The 21010-nt window shown below is 60.3% G+C and carries 20 protein-coding genes and 2 pseudogenes; 10 read left to right on the top strand and 12 right to left on the bottom strand.

Translation table 11 applies throughout. The features are described 5' to 3' along the window. Positions 1-42 precede the first annotated feature (42 nt). Genes GGQ88_RS09440 through GGQ88_RS09425 form a run of 4 tightly spaced genes read right to left on the bottom strand, consistent with a single transcriptional unit; the run spans position 43 to position 4230 of the window. Positions 43-324, bottom strand: a complete 282-nt coding sequence (locus GGQ88_RS09440) for a hypothetical protein (protein WP_183612888.1) — start codon at positions 322-324, stop codon at positions 43-45. A gap of 3 nt (positions 325-327) precedes the next feature. Then, entirely contained in the window at positions 328-2868 is a 2541-nt protein-coding gene (locus tag GGQ88_RS09435; RefSeq protein ID WP_183612887.1) for a cbb3-type cytochrome c oxidase subunit I, read from the bottom strand. Next, entirely contained in the window at positions 2865-3902 is a 1038-nt protein-coding gene (locus GGQ88_RS09430) for a cytochrome c oxidase subunit II (protein WP_221214582.1), read from the bottom strand. Before GGQ88_RS09430 ends, GGQ88_RS09435 begins: the two co-directional genes overlap by 4 nt. Further along, positions 3895-4230: a c-type cytochrome gene (locus GGQ88_RS09425; protein ID WP_183612885.1), complete on the bottom strand. Its 336-nt coding sequence runs from the start codon at positions 4228-4230 to the stop codon at positions 3895-3897. The genes GGQ88_RS09430 and GGQ88_RS09425 overlap by 8 nt, the downstream gene beginning before the upstream one ends. A gap of 75 nt (positions 4231-4305) precedes the next feature. On the opposite strand from GGQ88_RS09425, the pseudogene GGQ88_RS21780 reads away from it, so the two are divergent. Further along, positions 4306-4866: pseudogene (locus GGQ88_RS21780) on the top strand (c-type cytochrome); the annotation flags it as partial. 13 nt (positions 4867-4879) lie between these two features. Here the strand turns inward: GGQ88_RS21780 and GGQ88_RS09415 are convergent. Together GGQ88_RS09415 and GGQ88_RS09410 are read right to left on the bottom strand one after the other, a co-directional pair. Further along, positions 4880-5551, bottom strand: a complete 672-nt coding sequence (locus GGQ88_RS09415; protein WP_246385706.1) for a cytochrome b — start codon at positions 5549-5551, stop codon at positions 4880-4882. Then, a complete protein-coding gene (locus tag GGQ88_RS09410; RefSeq protein WP_183612883.1) occupies positions 5548-6273 on the bottom strand; it encodes a cytochrome c oxidase assembly protein in 726 nt (241 codons plus the stop codon). The genes GGQ88_RS09415 and GGQ88_RS09410 overlap by 4 nt, the downstream gene beginning before the upstream one ends. Positions 6274-6613: 340 nt before the next feature. On the opposite strand from GGQ88_RS09410, the pseudogene GGQ88_RS21775 reads away from it, so the two are divergent. Next, positions 6614-6737, top strand: a pseudogene (locus GGQ88_RS21775) (IS3 family transposase); the annotation flags it as partial. A 290-nt stretch (positions 6738-7027) separates the two neighbouring features. Here GGQ88_RS21775 and GGQ88_RS09405 read toward each other — a convergent pair. The 5 genes from GGQ88_RS09405 to GGQ88_RS09385 form a co-directional block, all read right to left on the bottom strand. Continuing rightward, positions 7028-7171: a hypothetical protein gene (locus tag GGQ88_RS09405; protein WP_183612882.1), complete on the bottom strand. Its 144-nt coding sequence runs from the start codon at positions 7169-7171 to the stop codon at positions 7028-7030. A 24-nt stretch (positions 7172-7195) separates the two neighbouring features. Then, entirely contained in the window at positions 7196-7468 is a 273-nt protein-coding gene (locus tag GGQ88_RS09400; RefSeq protein WP_183612881.1) for a PqqD family peptide modification chaperone, read from the bottom strand. Next, a complete protein-coding gene (locus tag GGQ88_RS09395) occupies positions 7465-8349 on the bottom strand; it encodes a hypothetical protein (RefSeq protein ID WP_183612880.1) in 885 nt (294 codons plus the stop codon). The genes GGQ88_RS09400 and GGQ88_RS09395 overlap by 4 nt, the downstream gene beginning before the upstream one ends. A 106-nt stretch (positions 8350-8455) precedes the next feature. Next, the gene (locus tag GGQ88_RS09390; protein ID WP_183612879.1) at positions 8456-9469 is read right to left on the bottom strand and encodes a 50S ribosomal protein L11 methyltransferase; all 1014 of its coding nucleotides are present in this window, start codon (positions 9467-9469) and stop codon (positions 8456-8458) included. A gap of 910 nt (positions 9470-10379) precedes the next feature. Beyond that, positions 10380-12281 (bottom strand): asparagine synthetase B family protein, encoded by a 1902-nt coding sequence (locus GGQ88_RS09385; protein WP_183612878.1) that lies wholly within the window; start codon positions 12279-12281, stop codon positions 10380-10382. Positions 12282-12347: 66 nt separating this feature from the next. On the opposite strand from GGQ88_RS09385, the gene GGQ88_RS09380 reads away from it, so the two are divergent. The 8 genes from GGQ88_RS09380 (at position 12348) to GGQ88_RS09345 (ending at position 20432) form a co-directional block, all read left to right on the top strand. Then, entirely contained in the window at positions 12348-12917 is a 570-nt protein-coding gene (locus tag GGQ88_RS09380) for a lasso peptide biosynthesis B2 protein (protein WP_183612877.1), read from the top strand. Then, positions 12887-14599, top strand: coding sequence for an ABC transporter ATP-binding protein (locus GGQ88_RS09375; protein ID WP_343057152.1), 1713 nt, complete (start codon positions 12887-12889; stop codon positions 14597-14599). Before GGQ88_RS09380 ends, GGQ88_RS09375 begins: the two co-directional genes overlap by 31 nt. 105 nt (positions 14600-14704) lie before the next feature. Beyond that, a complete protein-coding gene (locus tag GGQ88_RS09370; RefSeq protein WP_183612875.1) occupies positions 14705-15907 on the top strand; it encodes a nucleotidyltransferase domain-containing protein in 1203 nt (400 codons plus the stop codon). Positions 15908-16839: 932 nt separating this feature from the next. Next, positions 16840-17760, top strand: a complete 921-nt coding sequence (locus GGQ88_RS09365; RefSeq protein ID WP_183612874.1) for an NAD(P)/FAD-dependent oxidoreductase — start codon at positions 16840-16842, stop codon at positions 17758-17760. A 46-nt stretch (positions 17761-17806) separates the two neighbouring features. Continuing rightward, positions 17807-18829, top strand: a complete 1023-nt coding sequence (rsgA, locus tag GGQ88_RS09360) for a ribosome small subunit-dependent GTPase A (protein WP_183612873.1) — start codon at positions 17807-17809, stop codon at positions 18827-18829. 3 nt (positions 18830-18832) lie between these two features. Further along, positions 18833-18988 (top strand): hypothetical protein, encoded by a 156-nt coding sequence (locus GGQ88_RS09355; RefSeq protein WP_183612872.1) that lies wholly within the window; start codon positions 18833-18835, stop codon positions 18986-18988. Between the two features lie 49 nt (positions 18989-19037). Further along, on the top strand, positions 19038-19931 hold the full coding sequence (locus tag GGQ88_RS09350; protein ID WP_183612871.1) for an iron-containing redox enzyme family protein: 894 nt from the start codon (positions 19038-19040) through the stop codon (positions 19929-19931). Between the two features lie 39 nt (positions 19932-19970). Beyond that, positions 19971-20432, top strand: coding sequence for a YaiI/YqxD family protein (locus GGQ88_RS09345; RefSeq protein ID WP_183612870.1), 462 nt, complete (start codon positions 19971-19973; stop codon positions 20430-20432). On the opposite strand, the gene GGQ88_RS09340 is transcribed toward GGQ88_RS09345, so the two are convergent. Further along, positions 20425-20799: a hypothetical protein gene (locus GGQ88_RS09340; RefSeq protein ID WP_246385703.1), complete on the bottom strand. Its 375-nt coding sequence runs from the start codon at positions 20797-20799 to the stop codon at positions 20425-20427. The genes GGQ88_RS09345 and GGQ88_RS09340 overlap by 8 nt on opposite strands. Between the last annotated feature and the right edge of the window lie 211 nt (positions 20800-21010).

The following is a 21010-nucleotide window of genomic DNA, read 5'->3' as shown; positions in this document are numbered from 1 at the left end:
TTGCAGTTCAAACCCTTTGGCGCGCGATTGGGTCCGGACAGTTCAGCCGATAACTGCGGGCATGGCTCCGAAAAGCACCGCTGCCGCCGCAAGCGCGCAGGCAAGCGGTAGGACCGCGCCGCTTGATTCGGGCGACCGCCTGCGCCAGACAAGCACGAGCGCAGCCATGGCGAGCACTGTGGCGATAAGCGCGATCCAACGCGCGGGCGACGCGTCGGGAAAGATGCTGCTCGCGCCCCACAGCACGCCGAAATGCGCCATCCAGATCGTGAAGGCGAGCGCCGCACCTCTCCAGTCGACCGGCTCGGTAAACGCATCGTGCATCGCTCAGGCTCCCGTGAAGAGCCGTGGGAGCAGCCCAGTGACAAGTCCCTGCACCGCAACGTACCCGATGAAGCGGGTGACCACGTCTAGCGTAACGTTGACAGGCCCCGAAAGCAGACCGCGTCCGCTGCGATAGCCCAGATAGAGCGCCATGATGACTGCGATCCCCGCCGTGGCCGATTGGAACGCGATCAACGCAAAGACGGTCGCGCCCTGACCGGTCGCCGCTGGATCCAGTCCGGCTGCGCGCCAGCCCGTCCAGTCGATTGAGGACGAGGCGACGAGGGCCGCTGCGCTCGCCGCTGCCAGCAGCCATGGTCCCTGGCCCGGAAATACGCCCGGCTCGGAACGCGACAGCATGCGTCGCGACGACCAAGCGAGGGCGAAGGCGGTGGCTGCAAGCGTTGCGACCAGCGCCGTTTCTCCCAGCGGAGGCGGCGCAATCCAGACCTCGGGATGAATGCCGTAGAGGTAGAGATAGGAGAACATCGTCATCAATGCGATCATGCCCATGACCACCATCAGCGTGTTGAGCGCCCACCAGCTATGGCTCGAGGGGCCGGTGACCGCGATGGGCAGAATGATGCCGCCGCCCACGTCAGCCTCGCGAAGCCTGTGCGGCCGATCGGTTTCCCACAGCCAGCGCAGGACGCACACCACTGCTACAATTCCACAAGCCAGCGAGAACGAATAGGCCTGCACGGTGAGCGCAAGGAAATGGAGCGCAGTTCCCACTGCCGCCGCCAACGGCCAGGGCGAAGGGCCGGGCATTATCTGGAGATACTGCGGTTCGGCGTTGAGCAGGCTGGTGATCAAGGTCTCGCGCAGGCCCGTCGCGCTGCCGGGCAGGAAGTAGCGGCCTTCCTCGACGTCTTTCGCAAGGTTCGGATCGTCCCACAGCGGATCGCGGCTGCGCACCAGCGGGATCGAGCGCGTCGAATAGAGGCCTGTGGGTAGCCATTCGAGCGTGCCACCGCCGTAGAGGTTGCCTGCGCCCTCGTCCGGCTCGAAGCGGAACTTGCGGACCAGATCGACCGAGAAGATCAGCACGCCTGCCGCGATCACGAAGGCACCCACCGTCGAGATCAAATTCAGCAGCTCGAGCCCTCGTTCAGGAAGGTAGGTGTAGATGCGCCGTGGCATGCCCATCAGGCCGGCAAGGTGCATGGGCATGAAGGTCAGGTGGATGCCTGTGAACATCAGCCAGAATGCCCAGCGCCCCCAACGCTCGCTCAACGGTTTGGCGCTTGTCATGCCGAACCAGTGGTAGAACGCGCCGAACATCGGCAGCACCATCCCGCCGATCAGTACGTAGTGGAGGTGCGCGACGATGAAATAGGTGTCATGGGCTTGCCAGTCGAACGGCACCATGCCGACCATCACCCCCGTTAGCCCGCCCATCACGAAGACCAGCAAGCCGCCGACGACGAACAGTGCCGGTACCGACCAACGGATGCGTCCGCTGGCCAGCGTCGCGATCCAGCAGAACACCTGGATGCCCGCAGGCAGGCTCACCGCCATGCTCGCAGCGCTGAAATAGCCGGTCGATACGCGCGGCATTCCGGTGGCGAACATATGGTGCGCCCAGACGCCGAAGCTGATGAAGCCCGTGGCGATAATCGCCAGCACGTTCAGCCGGTATCCGACAAGTTCGGTGCGGGCGATGGTTGAAACCATCATGCTCATTAGGCCCGCCGCTGGCAGGAAGATGATGTAGACTTCGGGATGTCCGAAGAACCAGAACAGATGCTGCCAGAGCAAGGGGTCGCCCCCGCGCGTGGGATCGAAGAACGGCCAGTTGAAGGCGCGCTCGAACTCGAGCAGCAAAGTGCCTAGGATCACGCTGGGAAAGGCGATCACGATCATCACCGCAAAGACCAGCATGGCCCAGGCGAAGACGGGCATGCGGTCGAGCGTCATGCCGGGCGCGCGGGTCCGCAGCACGCCGACGATGATCTCGATAGCGCCTGCGATGGCGGAAATCTCGATGAAGCCGATGCCCAGCAGCCAGAAATCGGTGTTGATGCCGGGGCTGTAGGCAAGGCTGGTGAGCGGCGGATACATGAACCAGCCGCCGTCCGGAGCAAGACCGACGAAGAGCGAACAGAAGAACAGCAACCCGCCCACGAAGTACGCCCAGAATGCATAGGCCGAGAGGCGCGGGAAGGGCAGGTCTCGCGCGGCAAGCATTTGTGGCAGCAGCAGCACGCCGATCGCCTCGACCATGGGTACCGCAAACAGGAACATCATCACCGTGCCGTGCATGGTGAAGAACTGGTTGTAGGTTTCCTGTGGCAGGAAATCCTGCATCGGTGCGGCAAGCTGGATGCGCATGCCCAGCGACAGCACGCCCGCGAGCACGAAGAACAGGAACGCGGTGCCGATGTAATAAATGCCGATGTAATTGTTGTTGACCGCAGTCAGCAGCTGCCAGCCTTTTGGCGCACACCAGATGCGCTTGAGCTCCTCGAGCTCGCCTTCAGGTCGCGGCCCTTTGGTCGGGAAACGCTCGTAGAGCGCGTGATCGAAGCCGGTCTCGCTCATCGTGGTGTCTCGAGCCAGAGGGCAATGGCGGCCACGTCTTCTGCCGAAAGATTGTCGTAGCTGGGCATTCGGTTGCCCGGCTTGATCGATTGCGCATCGGCGATCCACCCTTGCAGCGTGCCCCGATTGTTGGGCAGGATCCCCCCACTGAGTGTCAACCGGCCGGCCAGATGGGTGAGATCGGGGCCGCTGAGGCCGTTCGCCGGGGTGCCGGCAATGCGGTGGCAGGCGGCGCAACCATTGGCGAGGAACAGGGCCTGCCCATCACGCGCGCCGACTTGCGGCGCGGCATCAACTGCGGTCGGCGTGCGGCGCGTGACCGCTGGCACGGTTCCGGGTACGTCCTGCGCCACGGCAGGCCCTGCGCCCACCTTGGTCCCGGAAAGCCAGCGTTCGAATTCCGCTACCGGGTGTGCCACGGCGACAAAGCCCATCAGCGCATGCGGCCCGCCGCAATATTCGGCGCAGATGCCGCCGAACCGCCCCGGCCTGTCGGCCTGGACCTTGAGCAGGTTGGTGCGTCCCGGGATCATGTCCTCCTTGCCCGACAGGTTCGGCACCCAGAAACTGTGGATGACGTCGGCACTTTTCAGTTCGAGCACAACCGGCTGCCCGACAGGCAGGTGCAACTCATTTGCATCGCGCCGCACGACACGGCCAGCGGCGTCGAGATATTCGATGTCCCACCACCACATGTGCGCAGTCACGCGGATGCGCGGCTCACGCCCGGTGATCGGATCGGTGAGCGAGGCCGTGAGTGAAAGACCCCAGACGAGCAGCCCTGTCAGCACGACAGCCGGGAAGGCGATGCCCATGATCCAGACCGTATGCTCGCCGCCCAGCCGCGCTTTCCACCGAGGCGGCCCCGCCACAGCCACGAAAAGCGCCGCAGCGACGATCGCGGTCACGATCGCTCCCATCGCAAACAGCGCCCATGCCAGCACCGTTACGCTCTCGGCATAGGGCCCCGCAGGATCGAGTACCGGCGGCGGCCAACCCCACCATGCGTCGAATACGGTCGAAGCGTCAGTCATCGGCGATTCCATAGAGATAGGCGGCCACATCGCGGGCCTCGCTACGCGACAGCGGCATGGCGGGCATCGGGCTTCCGGGTTTGGTGGCAGGAGCGTTGCGCACGAATGCGGCAAGGTTGGCAGGCGTGTTGGGCAGGGTGCCTGCAATCGGTCCTCGACCGTCGAACGTCAGCAGCGAGGGCCCGGCAAGACCACGCGGCCATCCTATACCGGGAAAGGCGTGGCAGGCGGTGCAGCCGGCTTCGGCAACCAGACGGCTCCCACGTTCGATCGCAGCCTCGTCGAGATCGTGGCGTGTCTGAGGTGGTTGCTTGCAAGCGGTAGTCATCACAGCAAGCGCAGTGGCCAGTAACAGAGTGATGTGCGGGGAACCGCCACCAAGGCGAAGCGATTGGGATGGGACATGACCAGATGGACCCATCCCGTTCTCGCGTTTCTGGCCCTTTCGGCCTGCACTTCGCCAACCACGCCCGCTGATCCCTTCGAAGCCAGTGGCGAGTTGATCGCGTTCAGTGGCGGCGAAGCCGGGGCTGGCGGTGCCTGTTCCACCTGCCACGGCAACAGGGGCGAGGGAGACGGACATCTTGCACCGCGGCTTGCCGGGCTCGACCGCGGATATGCAGCGCGGCAACTGGAGAATTTCGCGTCGGGCGCGCGGCGGCATCCGCAGATGGAATGGATCGCCCGCCGACTGAGCGTCGACGTGCGGCAGAAGGTTGCCGCCTATTATGCGGCCCTGCCTGTCGCCACACTCGGGACCAGCGAATTGACGGTTTCGTGCAAGGGCGCGCGACTCTACCATGAGGGCGCGCCGCGACTGGGTATTGCATCCTGCGTCAGTTGCCACGGGGCAGATGGTCGCGGCAACGCCGGCAATCCTGCGCTTGCTGGGCAGAGCGCAGCATACCTTGCGCACCAGCTTGACGCTTGGGCCACAGGCGAACGGTACGGCGACCCTGATGGAACGATGACCGCCATCAGCCGCGCGCTTCATCCGGCCGATCGGCAAGCGGTGGCGGACTATGCTGCGGCCCTTCTGGATGATGGTGGTGATCGGTCATCTCCGGCAACATGCCTTCGAACACGTCGTCCCGGTCAACCAGATGGTGCTTGATTGCGGCCAGCATATGCGCGGGGACCAGCACGCTCAGAAGGATGACGCCCGCCAGATGCACGTCCATCGCCAGATCGAGCACGCGGAACTGCCAGGCTCGGGACAGGTCGTGGAATGGCAACGCCGGGATTGGCACCAGCCCGGCAAGATAAAGCGGTTCGGCAGGCCGGATAGCTGACCACATTGCCCAACCCGAAAGCGGCAGGACGGTGAACAGCGCGTAGAAGATGCCATGCGTCAAGTGTGCGATCTTTGCCGAGAAGCCCGGCCTGTCCGCATCGTTTACCGGGCCCGGTACGATGGTGCGCCACAGCAGGCGCAGCAGGCCGAGCAGCAGAAGCGTCAACCCGGTCTGGGCATGGGTGGCATAGGCAGCCAGCTTGTCCGGCCCGACCAGGTACCGTTGCATCCACCAGCCCGTCCCAAGCTGGAAGATGACGACCGCGGCCATGATCCAGTGGAAGGCGACGCCGACCGGCGTATAGCGTCCGCGCGACCGATAGCGGTCCGCCCACGTTTGCAACTCACCCATCATGCGACGGCTGGCCGGGGGCTTGGTGTCAAGGCGCGAAAGATCAGAGCCGATGCAATTGCGAGATAAGCACCGCTGCCCAAAACCCAGATGACAAGGCCTGCGATCTGCTGGTCCTCGATCGGTGAAAGGCCCCAGACTTGTGTGCTGAACCAGTGCGGTGCGTAGAATGGACGACCTGCGAAGACCAGGAGCGCGCCGAGCAATCCCATCTGTATCGTTGTTGCCAATGTGCTGGCCGCTGCGACGAGGGATGCGGCCCGACCCAAAGCGAGCCACCATGCCATCGCGCTCAGCGTGATCGAGGCCTGCATCGCCCAGAATACAGCGTCATTCGACAACGCGAGTTCATACAAAGGATTGAAGTGCCAAGCCCAGAACACCCCGGCCTGCACGACAGTGGTGGGCACGAGGCCAGGCCGGAAGGTCGATGCGCGCTCTCCGATTGCCGCGACGAGCAGTGGCGCAAGCGCGAGCGTGAGCAGCAGGTGATGAACGGCGCGGATCGAAAACAGGGCCGAACCCAAGGCGCAGAGCGGTGAGATGAAGATAACCGCAAAGAGTGCTGTTGCGCACGATTGGCTACGAAGGGTCGCAGGGTGCTTCCACCATCCCAGCCCCAAAAGAGCAATCGCGACGATGATAAGCACGGGATCGAAGTTCCACCGCGCAAGCCAGTGCCCCGGATCCGGCGCACTTCCGCAGTATGGTAGCCAAACCGGCATGCTTGTGTCCGTATCAATGATCCCTGATTGTCTCGGGTCGGCACTGCCTGAGGGGCACACCGCTAATTACGAAACTTTCGGCGAGATCTATTCTGAGTTAGGATGTCAAACGCGCCAACGCTCCAGATTGTGCCCGGCGCTGTTGTTTGCGCTAAATTGCACAGAGTCTGCTAGGAAAGCGCGCGTGCGTGCGTGTGCAATTTTTCGTCAATCATGGCAGGCGTCTCCCAGAGATTGGGAATCTATTCCCCAAGGTTTGAAACTCTTTTGCACGCGCTTCCATGCGGTATGTGGAAACTGCATGGAAAATAACTCTCACGGATCCTGAAAGCCTGGGGGAGCCCGGTGGGATGTCTTCGATTACATCGAGATGTTCTCTAACCCAGTGCGTACAGGTCAGGAACGGGATGGTGTCACCCGCCCAGTTCGAACAGCAGCAGTTTGTGAAAGTGGAAGGCGACTAGAATTCTAGGGGCTTCTCACGCATAACAAATTTTCGGCCGGGCAGGCGGCCACGCTCAAGGAGCCCAGCGTCTACTCGGATGGCGGCGGACTTCACCTGCGTGTTCGTGAATCGGGTCGGTCATGGATATTTATCGGCACATTCAGAAAGTTGTGGAGCGTGCCTGCCATTAGCGTGCCGGATTGGCGCCGGACGCCCTGCTGGCGGACAAAGGTTACGATGCCGATTCCGTCGGCGCTGACCTTGCAAGCCGGGGCAATCGCTGCGTGAAGCTTGAGCAGACCTCGCCCTTTACAAGCAATGCATCTGCAACGAGCCCATGTTTGGGCGCTTGAAAATCAACCGAACCATGCCACCAGATACGATCAACTTGCCGAAGCCCTCATCGGCATCGTCCATGTTGCCAAAGCCAGATACAGGCTCGAATTCGTCCAAGTCGGCTAGGCCGGGTGGGCAGATTTATGGAACGGCAATTAGCCCCTGTTGAGCTAGCTGACCAAGCAGATCCGTCAGATCTGCATCGAGTTCCTCAGCTTCGACTTCGAATAACTCGAGCAGTCGATCACGTGCCGTCGTTACCGACATGCCATCTTCGAGAAATTGCCAAAACCGGCCTCCTACAGTGCTCAAACCAAAGTATGTGCCACTAGCCAGATCGAGCAACATGGTCTCGTCACCCACTTCGCGGGCGACTACGTCTTCGGACAGCGTAATCGGATCGGTCAGATTCACGTCAGGCACCTCTTGCTTGATAAATCCAATATCGACCTCGCGTGGGCGGCTATCGCCGTCGTTAGACTGCCGAGCTGACTGAAATCCCGAGGGTAATCCAGCGCAATCAAGGGGCAGGCTTCCGCGACTGCGGCCATGATGCCGAAGTAATTGAGGACTCTCGCCTTGTCTCTGGAATCGAGAAGGAAGGAATGCTGCAAGAGCGCATCAATTGCCGCAGCTTGCGAGAGCTGTACGAACGTCGGTTGACTTGCTGTAGGTTCAATCAGGACGAACACAGCCACCAACGGCATTTCTCTTCCAGTGAAAGGTATCAGGTCGCTGGAAGGTACTCGCGCCTTATAGACATCATCGTCCGGATTTATGTCGGCGAGCGTCTTTCCAAGAACTGCATTTTCACTGTCAGGCAAAAGCCGGATGGATGGCAGATAAGGTTTGACGGAAAAGCCAACGTTCTTCTGTTCGAGCAGAAGTCCGTCGTCGGTCAGAAAGGGAAAGCCTGCGCGGGCCATTGCTGCGGCCAGCGTTGATTTTCCTCGCCCGCTCTGTCCGAGAAAGGCAAAGGCACCTCCATCAATTACCACTGCGCTGGCATGAAGCACAGGCATCCCGTCATAGGTCCACAGCAGCGGCAGGATCTGGTTGGAGAACAGATTTTCGCTGTAGTCTTCGGGCACATCCGGAACGGGAAAATACAGAACTTCCCGCGTGGTCAGATTGATCGAAAAATCACCACAATCGTTGAACCGGACATAAAAACCATCTGGAATGCGGTGGAAGGACGATGACACGTCACCTTCGTAGGTTCGCCATACATCGTAGGGTTCGTCGGGTAAGTCCTCTTGCTCACGAGCCGGCCTCCACACCATCGTATACGTCATGTTGCGTACCGGGCGAGCTCGTCTCGGACAAAGCGCGAAATCTCCTGCCTGCTTGGCAGAAGCTCGGGATGATCGCGCAAGATAGCTTGTTCGATTTCCGCGCCTGTCATGCCGTCATCGGACAGCTGAGAAGTATTTGCAGGGCCTGGCCTTGACGGTTGAGCGTTCGTGCCGAATTGTCGGGCTTCATGCGTGCGCTGGTTGCCATCGGCATGCTGGCCCAATTGGAATACTTTTGCACTTTCCCGGTGGCAGGATCGCGCACCGACCATGCCAAAATGGAGTTCTGGTGGCCCACTCTGACCGACACCTCAACCGCGTCGCCCGCTTCGACCATAAGCGGCTGATCAAAGCCCAGAAACACCTGATATCGGCTGATCTTGTCTCTTGCGAGAGGGGAATTGGTCATGGTTTCCCCGCCCCCGAGATCGCAATCGAACCAGCCCCCTATCCCATCCAATTGCCCCGTCTCATCAATAGACAGGACGGCTTTGAAAACCAGCGCATCCGGCGCGTCGGCACCCAGTTCGACGGTGCCAGCAAGCACAGGGTTCGTTGCGATTTCATCGGGCTTGTACGTTACGGCGTGCTTGGTGCCGACAGCATAGTCTCGCAGCCAGTGGTACTGGCTCGGCACATAACTCGTTTCCCAAGCGTCAAGCAAACCCCGACATGCATCGGAACGCACGCCAGCGAGGAACAGCCTGAGCCGCTCCGGAATCATACGCCCACCAGGCTTGAGCATGCGCCGACGGGCATCGCTCATTAACTCGACAATGCCGTAGTCGACGCCGAAATATCCGACGTGATCGCAGATCAGAACATCCACTCTTTCGGGCAACTCTGCCCGAAAGGTCTGCTCCCCGACACATTGGTAATTGTCAGCTAGACCGGCGATTCTGGCTGTCTCAGACGCGATATGGATCGCGTCTGAGCCATCAATCCCCCAAACCTTGCCCGCGCCAGCATTCAGGCACATCAGTCCAAGAATGCCAAATCCGCACCCAAGGTCAACCACAGCGTCGCCGGGTTTGATTACTTTGCTGATCGCGCGCGTGTACCGAGACAGGCGGCGCTCATCAACCAGATAACTTCGGTGCTCAGAAAGAGTATCAGACAAAACTCAGTCCAACAAAGTGTAGCTGATCTGGTCGAAATCAGACGCCTGTCATGTTGGTCTGACCCATCATGTCCGACCCAGTAGCAGACATACCGCCAGTCAATTCACGGACCGAACCATAAACCATCAAGGTTGGGCGAGCATATGCTGCGCGGGCCAAAACTGCGCGAGTGTTCTTGCTCATATCAGCCATGTGAATTCTCCGTAGTTAAGATTGATGAGTTGATCTTGATCCGTCGCTGTCGCTGATATTTTTCAAGAATCAACCTATCTGACGGAGGTAATTAGCTCACGCGTCGCCCGTGAGCAACCTCTTTCTGCATTGCAGCATTAGTATAGTAAAAGTAATTGGAGTTTATAATTCTCATTAGTTTCTTAAAATAACTTCATTGTCGCAGTTATTTACCTACGATATACTACATGGATAACCAACGGTATATCGATATATCACCAAAGTGATTACTCCACTCTCGCCGTCCCATATTTTATTCTTAAGAGCCATATGGATGGTGTGGGCAACGAGTGCATTCAACCGGAATGCAATGCGGTTGGTCGATGGGGAAGGGCAATGCTAAGCTGGAATCCCAGCACAAGGCGAAGCTGTGCTGGCGGATTTCATCCGTTTAGATGACTAGCCGTCGTCTGGCCTGCCTGCCGTATCACCATCGGGCGCGAGGATCAGGACTTTTGACGGCGCCTTCGCGGCACCGGGATTTAGTGTCGCTGGCACGTCCTTGACCACAGGCCCATCACTGCGTCGGATCGCCTAGAGCCGCAGGCAATCGGCTGTAATGGAACCACTGTTCCCGCGCCCATGCGCCGATCTTCAAGTCAACCGGGCGTTGAGCGATTTGCCACAAATTTTGGAGGCGCGATTAATCGGTTTCTATGCTGAGTGCCTGGCGCGACGCTAAGGTCTGCTGCCCCCAGCAACCCCACTTTTCAACAGATACCATCCGTAGATGCGCCAAAGCTCCCAGACTCCGCTGCCGGTTTCCACATAGTTCTCATAAAGATTTCGTAAGCCGTCCTCACAGATTTCCGGCGGCGCCTTTGCTGGAATTTCGTCGCGAAAGAGGCCTGCCAAAGGCTGGAGATGACGATCGAAAGTAAAGCCGAATTCTGCCTTATCGCGACGCTGCAAGACAGACTGAGGCAGGTCGTTTTGCAGCGCGCCGAGATGAATGAATTTGCGGCATCCGTCACGGTATCTCGTCTGCTCGGGCAACCCGAAGATGAACTCGAGATACCTTTTGCTATACATTGGCGTGCGCAGCTCGACCCCCAGACGGGCGGTTAGCCGGGCGGACACATCGCGCATGTAGTCAAACCCCGGGTCGAACAGATCGCGCGTCAATTTGCGGCGCACCGGATGGCGTATTTTCCAGAACTCATCGCGCTGGCGAGACTGGTCTCGCATTGAGTTGAGCCGATCACGGACCTCCTTCGACGCCCAGTGCGGTCCTGCGCCCAAGTGGTCGCCCCAAGGTTCCTGTGCACGCCTGAAGCGCCACACGGCCCAATCGAGGGCAAGAGGTGCCAACGGCCTGAGCCCGAACCGGAAAAAGCGGCGCGCAGCGCCCTTGTAACCGCGGCTTTGTCGCATCAGCAGAAGTTCGCGCCCAAGACGGCGCCAATTTCCGTTGACCAGCATTTCATGCAGCACAAGCGGCGAGCCCCCGACAAACTCGTCACCACCCTCGCCATCGAGCAGGACCCGGCATCCCTTGTGCTTCACAAGCTCGACTTCATTGATCATGGACTGGCTATTGGGCATGAACGGCATGTCGCGATCCTGCGCGACGTTGGCCTTGAACCAAGGCAAATCCGAAACGGCGCATTCCGCTTCGAAGATCGGCACGCCAAGAAACCGCCCAACATCGCGCGCGTATTCGATTTCGTCCGATATCTCGCCCGGGATACCATATAGGGTAAAGCCAAGCGCATCGGGCGAAAGCAGTCCGCCCTGTTCTTTCAGCCGCCGGGCCAGTGCGAAGATGGCCGAAGAATCATGCCCTCCGCTCACTTCGCAGCCGATCGGCACCTGACTGCGCGACGCACGCCGCACGCTGTCGAGCAGCACGTCGCGATAATGGTCAAAGTACTCTGCATCCCTGCTATAGCGAATCGTAGTTTCCGCTGGCGGCATCCAATAACGTCGCCGCACCGTCCCTCTTCCATCGATCCGTAAGGTGGACGCCAGCGGCAGGCGTGACACGCCTGTCCAGACCGTTTGCTCCAGCGAATGAAATTCACTGACAAGCCGCTCGGCCATAACATCCGGGTTCAGTGTCTGAACAAAATCACCCGCTGCAAGCACGGCAGCTATATCGGACGCGACCAACAACCGATGGCCGTCCCAGTGATAATGCAAAGGACGCATACCTGCATGGTCCTTGGCGCAGAATACTCGCCGAGTGCGCCCATCGTAGAGGACGAACGCGAACTCTCCTTCGATCCGCGTGGCGCAATCATCGCCCCACGTCTCATAGGCATGGAGGATCAGTTCGGCATCCGAGCTGTCACGCAGTCTCGCTTTACGCGCCAGCAGATCGGCGCGCAATTCGCCGGGGTTGGCGAGCCAGCCATCCATGACGATGGCAAGTTCACCATCACTGCTGACCAATGGCTGATCTGCCTCAAGCGACTCTGCGGTTGTATGAAACGTGCAGTGGCCAAGTGCGAAAGTCTTGCCGGTCTTGTGTCGAATGCCATCGTGAGCCCGGAAGTCCATCGCCGCGGTCATGCGATAAATTACTGCTGTATCAACAGGTTGGTTGTCGAAACGAACGATAGCCGCAAATCCGCTCAAATTCGCACTCCAGTCAGTTCTGTAATCTAAACGGGATTGCTTCGCTGCACTTGCGCACCTACCAGCATGGCTGCAATCAAGCGAACGGCAATGACCTCTTCACCGCCCTTACCAAATACTTCGTCCGAAGTCGTGCAGGAGCTGCTTTTCCAGCGGCCGGTGCAGGACAAGGTCTCGTTCGGGCAAGTGGTTCGCGAATTGCCCAAATTGCTGCGGCTGGGTCCTGCCGGCATGGTGGATATGTGCATCGCCGTCTGGGAACTTGCGCTAGCCCATCGCACATTGCGCCGACATTCGGTCAATACGCTGGGTCTTTTACAGTACAACCAGGTGCAGGGACAGCCAGAGACATCGCTTACAGCGTTCAACCTCCACCGCATCTCGCGTGTGCGCTATGCGTTCGAAGTGATGGCGCCGCGCGTTCCGTGGCGGTCGGATTGTCTGGTGCAGTGCATTGCTGCCCGTCGCTGGCTGGCACGGCACTCCATCGCTTCCCGCATAGCCGTCGGCATAAGACGCAGCGACGACCATGCATTGCTTGCCCATGCGTGGCTGTGCGCTGGAGAAATTGTCGTCACCGGGGGTGACGTGTCTGATTTCCATGAATTTCGGGCGAGCAAAAGGACAGTGACCTGAGCCGCGTTGTCCGTGTCCTGTACAGCCATGTCAAACGCCGGCAAGCGCTGGCGCTGGTCGCACTGACCATCGGTTCGGCCGCGACCGAAGGCATTGGCCTAGTGTTACTCGTGCCGATTGTAGCCGTACTCAGCAACACGAGCGCCCTTCCATCCTCGCTTGGCAATTTCGCCAGCCTGCTTGGCGGAAAAGACTCTCTGGGACCGCTTCTGCTGGCATTCGTGGTCCTCATAGGCTTGCGCGCGCTGCTCAATTTCTACCGCGCGATGGCAGCGCTCACTGTGCAGCGTAACCTCATCGATGGGCTGCGCATTCGCGCCTGGCATGCTCTGTTGCATTGCGACTGGCGGGTGCTTTCCGGCATGCGCCAGAGCGACAATGCCAGCCTGTTGATCACCACGCTCGACCGCGTCGGGGTTGGCATTGATCGTTCAGTGTCCGGCGGAGTTGCCGTGATCACGCTGTTGGGAGTTGGCGCAGCGGCAGTCGCCATTTCGCCCGTAATGACGGTCTGCGCGCTGATCGGCGGCGGGGCCGTGCTCTATTCCTTCCGCCGCCTGCGATTGCGAGCGCGCATGTTGGGTGGGGAACTCAACGACGTCTATGAACGCATTTACGCAGAGCTCGGTGAGGGGCTGGCAGCACTGCGGATCATCAAAAGCTTCGGCGCTGAAAGGGCTACCGAACAGCGACTAAGGCGTGAACTTGCGTCACTACATTCGGCTGAGCGTACGTATACGCGAGAAAATGGGCTGGGTCAGGTCGCCTTGCAGGTCGGCAGTGCGGGGCTGCTGGCGCTGGTGGTGTGGCTGGCACTGCAGTTCTGGAAGGCCGATCTTGTTGTCCTCCTGCCGATGATTGCCCTGTTTGCGCGTGGATTCCCGCTTCTAATGGCAATACAGGGCTGCCTTCAGGATATTGCTTACGCACGGCCGTCGATCGATTCCGCACTATCTCTGATCGAGCGAGCCGAAGCAGCGCGCGAGCCGGACTTGCCCGCAGATGCCACCGTTCCATCGGCCCACCATTCCATCGGCTTGCGCGACGTCAGCTTGACCTATGCGGGACGTCAGGTGCCCGCGCTTGATGCGGTCAACATAAACCTCCCCGTCCAACAGATCACCGCCTTGCTCGGCCCATCGGGCGCGGGCAAAAGTACGCTGGCCGATGTGATCGGCGGCTTGCTGAGGCCCGATTCAGGGGTGCTGTTGATCGACGGGGAGCCGGTCGACTTCAGCTTGCGTCGGGCATGGCGCACGCGCGTCACCTACGTTCAACAGGTACCCATCCTGTTCACGGGAACGGTGCGCGACAATTTGCTGTGGGCACAGCCCCACGCGGACGACACTGAGCTATATGCCGCCCTGAGGGAGGCCTCGGCACACTTCATCGAACGTATGCCTGATGGGCTCGATACCTTGGTGGGTGAGAATGGACATCAGTTCTCAGGGGGGGAGCGCCAGCGCCTGATCCTTGCGCGGGCGATGATGCGCGTCCCGCAGTTGTTGATTTTGGATGAAGCTGCCAATGCACTGGATCCCGAGAACGATCGCGCGATTGCCCAAGCCGTTCTACGCCTGCGTGGTCGATGCGCCATTCTCGTCATCGCCCATGGTGGTGCTTTGGAAAGCATAGCGGATCAGACCGTGCGCTTGGAACTCGGGCGAATTGACAGAGGCTGAGGTCATATTTAGTGCGATGAACACGTTACGTCGCATCGACTATGGAATTCGTCCCGGTTCTGCTCAGTTTCGGGGCAGCCCAATACCAGGAACCCACCGAGCCGTATGCCGCCCGAGACACTGATCTTGCGCATCAGCGCGTGTCCTGACCGTGATTTTGGGGTCGAGCTTGACGCACTTGACGTTGCCGGATGGCAAACGCTGGTCTCGCTGTCCAGGGACATGCGCGTTCTGCCACTGGTTGATAGGGCGATCACAAGGGCGGGCCGGCAAGGGCTAGTGCCAGCAGATTGTGCTGCACTGATCGAAGATCAGCGCCGTTTTCAGGCCATGTCTTCATTCGGCAATCAGATCGCACTGACGCAGGTGATTGATATCCTGGCCCGGCATGCAATTCATCCGGTTGCGCTCAAAGGGGTGCGGCTGGCTCACATCGATTATCCCGATGCCCGCCTTCGCCCCATGCGCGACATCGACCTTCTGGTCTCCCCTGAAGTCGCCGAACGCGCCCAACAACTTCTCGTTGATACAGGGGATTATGAGGTTGCCGAATGGACCAACCTCTATGGCATGGACTACGGTCATCAATTGCCCGACCTGCTCGACAAGCGAAGTGGTGTAACTCTTGAAGTCCATCATCGCCTGAATGCACGCGGCTGGGTGCAGGAGCCATTGCTCGTGCGAATGGTACACGATGACGCACAAGAACTGGTCTTGTCAGGCAAGACTGTCCGCGTGCCGTCGGCCCACGCAAATTTTTTGCATCTGGTCGAACATGCAACGTTGCATCACTTCTTCGATAACGGCCCGCTTACCCTTGCGGATCTCCACTTTGCGGTGGCAGGGGGCAAGGTCGATTGGTCGCTGTTGGTGAAGCAGGCGGCCGAAATGCGTGTCATGCGCTCGTTGCAATTGGTTGCCGCCCTTGCACGACGCCATGGCGCGACATGGGTGCCGGATATCATCGACACCTCTGGCTCAGCCCTTTCCGGCCACGTCGACATCGCCGAGCAAGCTATTCTACGGGATGAATATGAGGCTGATCGGTTTGCCTTCATGCGTCGTCTCAGCCTTCGCAAGGGCCAATTGCCCGGTTTGTTAACGGCTATACGCGCTGCTTTCACCCCCAGCCCAGTAAGCCTGGGCAGCATGATGGGAATGCGGCAAACGAATCCGCTGCGCTGGCTGGCGTATCCGGCCTGGCTCATCGCGCGTGCAGCCAAGTATCAGGCGGCACGCCGCCTCGGCACGACATCGGCCAGCACAGCCCGGGAATTGGCCATGCTCAACTGGCTGCATAGTCACTGATTTTCGGATCTGCGCACTGTAAGGCGACATTGAGCCGGGCTGTTGCGCTGCGCGTGGACGAATAGCGCAAATCCAAGCGGCGAATCGTGAGAAGTCAGTCTGGAGCGCCAATTTCATGCGTCGCGCTTTACGTAGCGCTCGCGGGACAGAATTTCTTCGATTATTAGGGGTATCGCAAGAGTTAACTGAGTTGTATTTTAGAATTTACAATAATAAATGAATATAAGGATGCTAAAATAACAATAATAGTGAAGTGTGTCGTTGATTCTTTTGCATTTCCACTCTGGAGCGAGGCTTGGGACGGACATCAGGCGTGTTAACAGAAGGAATAGTATTAACCATCTGGTGCGCGATGCTCAGGATGCTAGTTATTGGAGATGGACGAAGCGCATAATGACGGCGACAAGCCAGGCAAATCAACGAAGGTTTGGCATCCGCCGATGCTGGTGGAGCTAATACCGGGTTCGCCGGAATATAGGGCTGCTAGGTTAAAGCTTGGCCTTCCTGAAGGTGCATTGGGCAAGTCCCCCAAAGCATAGTAGGACAGCTCACATGGGCAATTTCTGAGCTAATCTGCCTCCATCATAGGAGTAGCCCCCGAGGGCGGGCGCCTCTATCGAAACAAGCTGTAGCGTTGGCTTCTTCAATGCCTATTACCTGCCGCTAGACCCGCAGGTTACTTCGTATAAGTCTGCCTTTACTGTGCAGCCACCGTGCCAAGCTCGGCACGATTACCTCCGTTATCATGATGGTTCTGGATAGCAGATGGTGCGCTAATGGAGTTTGAATTACTCCGAGTTGCGGATGTTCGGCCAAAAGAAGATCGCCTCTATCCCGATGGCAGCAGATGGCGAGCGGAGCCGACGGGGCTTATTTCGTGATCGGCGCGGGCAGATCGAGGAACCTTTGGCCCGCGCAGGGCTTGCGCATTGATGGCACAACCTCTCGATTGTCTCGTGATCGGCGCAGGTCCCGCTGGGCTGACCGCTGCCATCTATCTTTCGCGGTTTCATCTGCGGATCGCGGTGGTCGATGCCGGAAAGAGCCGCGCCGCTATGATCCCGCGCACGCACAACCATGCAGGCTATCCGGGCGGAGTTGCCGGGACCGAGCTGCTGGCGAGGATGCGCCAGCAGGCGGGTGAGTTCGGCGTGGAGGTCGAGCAGGCGCTGGTCGAAAAGCTGGTGCGCGAGGGCGAAGTGTTCGTCGCCGAGATCGATGGTCGGCGGGTTGAGGCGCGTTCGGTGCTGCTGGCGAGCGGGGTGGTCAACAATCGCCCGCCGGTCGCGCCCGAGATTCATGACGTGGCGCTGGAGCGGGGGTTGCTGCGCTATTGTCCGATCTGCGACGGCTACGAGGTGACCGACAAGCGCGTGGGTGTGATCGGGTCGGGCAATCACGGCTGTGCCGAGGCGTTGTTTCTGCGCACGTACACGCGCGATGTCAGTCTGATCGCGCCCGATGGTGAGCATGCACTGTCGGACAAGGATCAGCAGGCCTTGCGTGATGCTGGCGTGACCTTGGTCAACGGGCCGTGCCACCCTCTGCGGATCGATGGCGGGCAGATCATCGTGTCGACGGCGCAGGGCGAGTGCGGCTACGATAGCGTCTACCCGGCGCTGGGGTCGGTGATCCGGTCCGAACTGGCGGTCGCGCTGGGGGCGGAGGCGAGCGAGGAGGGCTGTCTGGTGATCGACGCGCACCAGCGGACCAGCATTGCCGGGCTTTATGCGGCGGGCGACGTCACCAAGGGGCTTGACCAGATCAGTAGTGCAATGGGGCAGGCGGCGGTGGCGGCGACGGCCATCCGCAACGATCTGGCGAAGGATGCACTGCTGTTGCGCGAGCGTTGAAAAGGCGGCGTATCCAAGCGAGGCTTTGCGCTGTATGGGCCGCGTGATGAATTCGACCGGCGCTTCATTGACCGAACTTGGCTGGCGGCCGTTTTTCGGCGCGCAGGTGGCGGATACCGAACTGGCGACGTTGCAGCCGGTACGCGTGATGGCAGTGCATCGCGGCGAAGTCGCGGTGGCGGGCGAGAATATCGACGCGCAGGTTTCCTCGTTTATGCCGGACTCCACGGGCGAGGAGGATCGCCCGACGGTTGGCGACTGGCTGTTGATCGATCGCGAAAGTCATGCGCCGGTGCGCTTGCTTGAGCGGGCGAGCTTGTTCAAGCGGCGGGCTCCGGGGGACGACCGGCGGTTGCAGCTGGTCGCGGCGAATGTCGATACGCTGTTCATTGTCGCGTCGTGCAACCAGGACTTCAGCGTGCCGCGGCTTGAGCGCTATCTTGTGCTTGCGCGCGAGGTGAACGTGCGGCCGGTGGTGGTGCTGACCAAGATCGATCTGGCCGAGCGGCTCGAAAGTTTTATCGAGCGTGCGGGGGCCTTGCAGCCGGGATTGCAGGTCGAACCGGTCAACGCGAAGGACCCGGCGAGCGTCGCGCGGCTTGCGGCGTGCTGCGGGCCGGGCGAGACGGTGGCTCTGCTGGGGTCGTCGGGCGTGGGTAAATCGACGCTGGTCAATACGATGCGCGGGTCCGACGAGATCCTGACGCAGGCGGTGCGCGAGCAGGACGGCAAGGGGCGGCACACCACCACGGTGCGGCAGATGCACCGGCTGGACGGCGGCGGCTGGCTGATGGACACGCCGGGGATGCGCGAGTTCCAGTTGTCCGACGCCGCGACCGGGCTTGCTGAAGTGTTCGACGATATCGTGGCGCTGACGCTCGAATGCCGCTTCACCAATTGCAGCCATGAGCGCGAGCCTGGGTGCGCGATCCAGGCGGCGATAAAGGCGGGGAGTTTGACTCCGGCGCGACTCGGTCGCTGGCAGAAGCTGACCACCGAGGACGAGACCAACACCGGCACGTTGGCCGAGCGCAAGACGCGCGCCAAACTGCCCGGAAAAAGGAAATAGCAAATGGCCGATCTCTATCTCAAGGCGCTGGAAGCTGAGCGCAAGAGCCTGTGGGCTGCGTGCCGCTTGAAGGGCTTGCCCAAGGGGACACCAGAGCGTGACCGGATCGCGGAACTGGATGAACTGCTGGCCGCGCACAAGGCGAAGAAGACAGGCTGATATTGCGGTTCGGAAAGGAACCGGGGGTGAGGCATGTCGTTGAAAGGCCATGCAAACAACTCTGTTATCAAGAACGCGGACGGCACCGCAGTTCCAGAACGACGCCCTCCAGCAGGGTCTGGCCCACTGGAACCGTGAGCGCCTCTCACCGCAATTTCCTGCGGAGAACTGGTCCGAGCACTTCGAAACCGAGGCGCATTTTCGCTGGCTGGAGGCCTCGTTCCTAGAAGAACTGCGGGCCGAAGTCGCCGATCGTGCGCGCGAAGCACCACAGTCGGTCGAGGGGTTCGGCGAGTGGTTCGAGGATCTGAAGGACACCGGGCCGGGCCAAGGCGATGCACTGTTCCCATGGCTTGCCGAGCATGCGTCGCGAGATCAGCTTCGATGGTTCTTCGAGCAGGAAGCGGCCGGCGAGGCCGGGTTCGACGATCTGGTTGCCTATACGCAGGTCAAGTTGCCGGTCACCGCCAAGCTGGAACTGGCGCGCAATTACTGGGACGAAATGGGGCGCGGCAATCGCAAGGGGATGCACGGGCCGATGCTGGCCTCGCTGGCAGACACGCTCGAAGTTGCGCCGACGATCGAGAACACCGTCTGGGAGAGCCTCGCGCTGGCCAACGCGATGACCGCGATGGCGACTAACCGCGGATTTGCGTGGCATTCTGTCGGCGCGTTAGGTGTGATCGAATTGACCGCCCCAGGACGTTCGGCGAACGTTGCGCGCGGGCTGCGGCGGATCGGCCTGAACGACCGCGAGCGGCGCTATTTCGATCTGCACGCCGTGCTCGACGTGAAGCACAGCGAGGACTGGAACCGCGAGGCGCTCCGCCCCCTGATCGAGGAAGACCCGCGTCGCGCATTGGCGATGGCCGAGGGTGCGCTGATGCGACTTGTGTGTGGTGAACGGTGCTTCGACCGTTATCGCGCGCATCTGTGGGGGTGAGCGGACTGGCATTCGGGCCGCGCCGCGCTAAGGAGCGGCATGGTTCAGATTCTCGTCGATGCCGATGCTTGCCCGGTCAAGGATGAAATATACGACATCGCCTTGCGCCATCAGGTGCCGGTCATCGTGGTCAGCAACAGCCCGATCCGCGTTCCGGCGAGTTCACTGATCACGCGCAAGGTGGTGAGCGACGCATTCGATGCCGCAGACGACTGGATTGTCGAGCATGCGACGGCGCGATCAGTCGTGATAACGGGCGATATCCTGCTGGCCGACCGCTGCCTGAAGCTGGGGTCGAGCGTAATCTCTTCGAACGGCAAACCGTTTACGGCCGCATCCATCGGTAATGCGGTGGCGGTGCGGGCGATCATGGCTGATCTGCGCGCGGGCGGCGACCGCATCGGCGGGCCAGCGCCTTTCGGAAAGGCCGACCGGTCCCGCTTCAAATCGAGTCTGGACGAGGCTTTGGTAAAGTTGCGACGCCTGCCGCCGCTTACCTGAGCGCGAGGACGTCTTCGCGACCGATCCCTGCAATCGCCATGTTGGCGGCGCTACGGGAATCGACCCAGCGACCATTTGCAAGTTCGACGTCATAGCGCTGGTCGCTGGTCGCAGCGGCACGGTACATGCGCTGCGCTTCGTCCTTGCGGCCAACCATCTTATAGGCGGTGCCAAGGTTGATCAGGGCAAGCGGATCGCCTGCGCGGGCAAGGCCACCCCGTTCGATCCGGGCGATTGCCGCCTCGGGACGACCCGCGACGAGTTCACCGTATCCAACTTCGCTCCCTTGCACGGTTGGGGCGGGAACTGTGACCATGGCGGGTGCCTGCGACATCAGGGCTGCGGCGAGAAATAGGCTCGTGCTCATAACGCTCTCCGATTCGAATCTGACGTTCGTGTGTTCGTATGAGGAGAAGTTACTCCGGTTCGTGTGATCTGCAACGAAACTGCAACATTGTCATAAAACTGCAAACTTGTGTCCCGCAGTTTTCCGCCGGTTCGTCGCAATCGTCAAATAACCGTCAGACAATCTGACATAAAACTGTCAGGAAACCGCAAAGAGGCTGTCATGTAAGCAG

The sequence above is a fragment of the Novosphingobium hassiacum genome, assembly GCF_014196055.1.
GTDB classification, from domain to species: domain Bacteria; phylum Pseudomonadota; class Alphaproteobacteria; order Sphingomonadales; family Sphingomonadaceae; genus Novosphingobium; species Novosphingobium hassiacum.
The sequence above is the reverse complement of the archived record's forward strand: the minus strand, read 5'-3'. Positions and strand labels throughout refer to the sequence as shown.

Excerpts from the sequence above, each read along its gene's own strand:
- GGQ88_RS09340 (WP_246385703.1), bottom strand. The coding sequence starts at position 20,799 with ATGAGCACGAGCCTATTTCTCGCCGCAGCCCTGATGTCGCAGGCACCC.
- GGQ88_RS09410 (WP_183612883.1), bottom strand. The coding sequence starts at position 6,273 with ATGCCGGTTTGGCTACCATACTGCGGAAGTGCGCCGGATCCGGGGCAC.
- GGQ88_RS09350 (WP_183612871.1), top strand. The coding sequence starts at position 19,038 with ATGCAAACAACTCTGTTATCAAGAACGCGGACGGCACCGCAGTTCCAG.
- GGQ88_RS09395 (WP_183612880.1), bottom strand. The coding sequence starts at position 8,349 with ATGACGTATACGATGGTGTGGAGGCCGGCTCGTGAGCAAGAGGACTTA.
- GGQ88_RS09435 (WP_183612887.1), bottom strand. The coding sequence starts at position 2,868 with ATGAGCGAGACCGGCTTCGATCACGCGCTCTACGAGCGTTTCCCGACC.
- GGQ88_RS09345 (WP_183612870.1), top strand. The coding sequence starts at position 19,971 with ATGGTTCAGATTCTCGTCGATGCCGATGCTTGCCCGGTCAAGGATGAA.
- GGQ88_RS09425 (WP_183612885.1), bottom strand. The coding sequence starts at position 4,230 with ATGACTACCGCTTGCAAGCAACCACCTCAGACACGCCACGATCTCGAC.
- GGQ88_RS09440 (WP_183612888.1), bottom strand. The coding sequence starts at position 324 with ATGCACGATGCGTTTACCGAGCCGGTCGACTGGAGAGGTGCGGCGCTC.
- GGQ88_RS09370 (WP_183612875.1), top strand. The coding sequence starts at position 14,705 with ATGCCGCCCGAGACACTGATCTTGCGCATCAGCGCGTGTCCTGACCGT.
- rsgA (WP_183612873.1), top strand. The coding sequence starts at position 17,807 with ATGAATTCGACCGGCGCTTCATTGACCGAACTTGGCTGGCGGCCGTTT.
- GGQ88_RS09380 (WP_183612877.1), top strand. The coding sequence starts at position 12,348 with ATGGCTGCAATCAAGCGAACGGCAATGACCTCTTCACCGCCCTTACCA.
- GGQ88_RS09365 (WP_183612874.1), top strand. The coding sequence starts at position 16,840 with ATGGCACAACCTCTCGATTGTCTCGTGATCGGCGCAGGTCCCGCTGGG.
- GGQ88_RS09430 (WP_221214582.1), bottom strand. The coding sequence starts at position 3,902 with ATGACTGACGCTTCGACCGTATTCGACGCATGGTGGGGTTGGCCGCCG.
- GGQ88_RS09355 (WP_183612872.1), top strand. The coding sequence starts at position 18,833 with ATGGCCGATCTCTATCTCAAGGCGCTGGAAGCTGAGCGCAAGAGCCTG.
- GGQ88_RS09415 (WP_246385706.1), bottom strand. The coding sequence starts at position 5,551 with ATGATGGGTGAGTTGCAAACGTGGGCGGACCGCTATCGGTCGCGCGGA.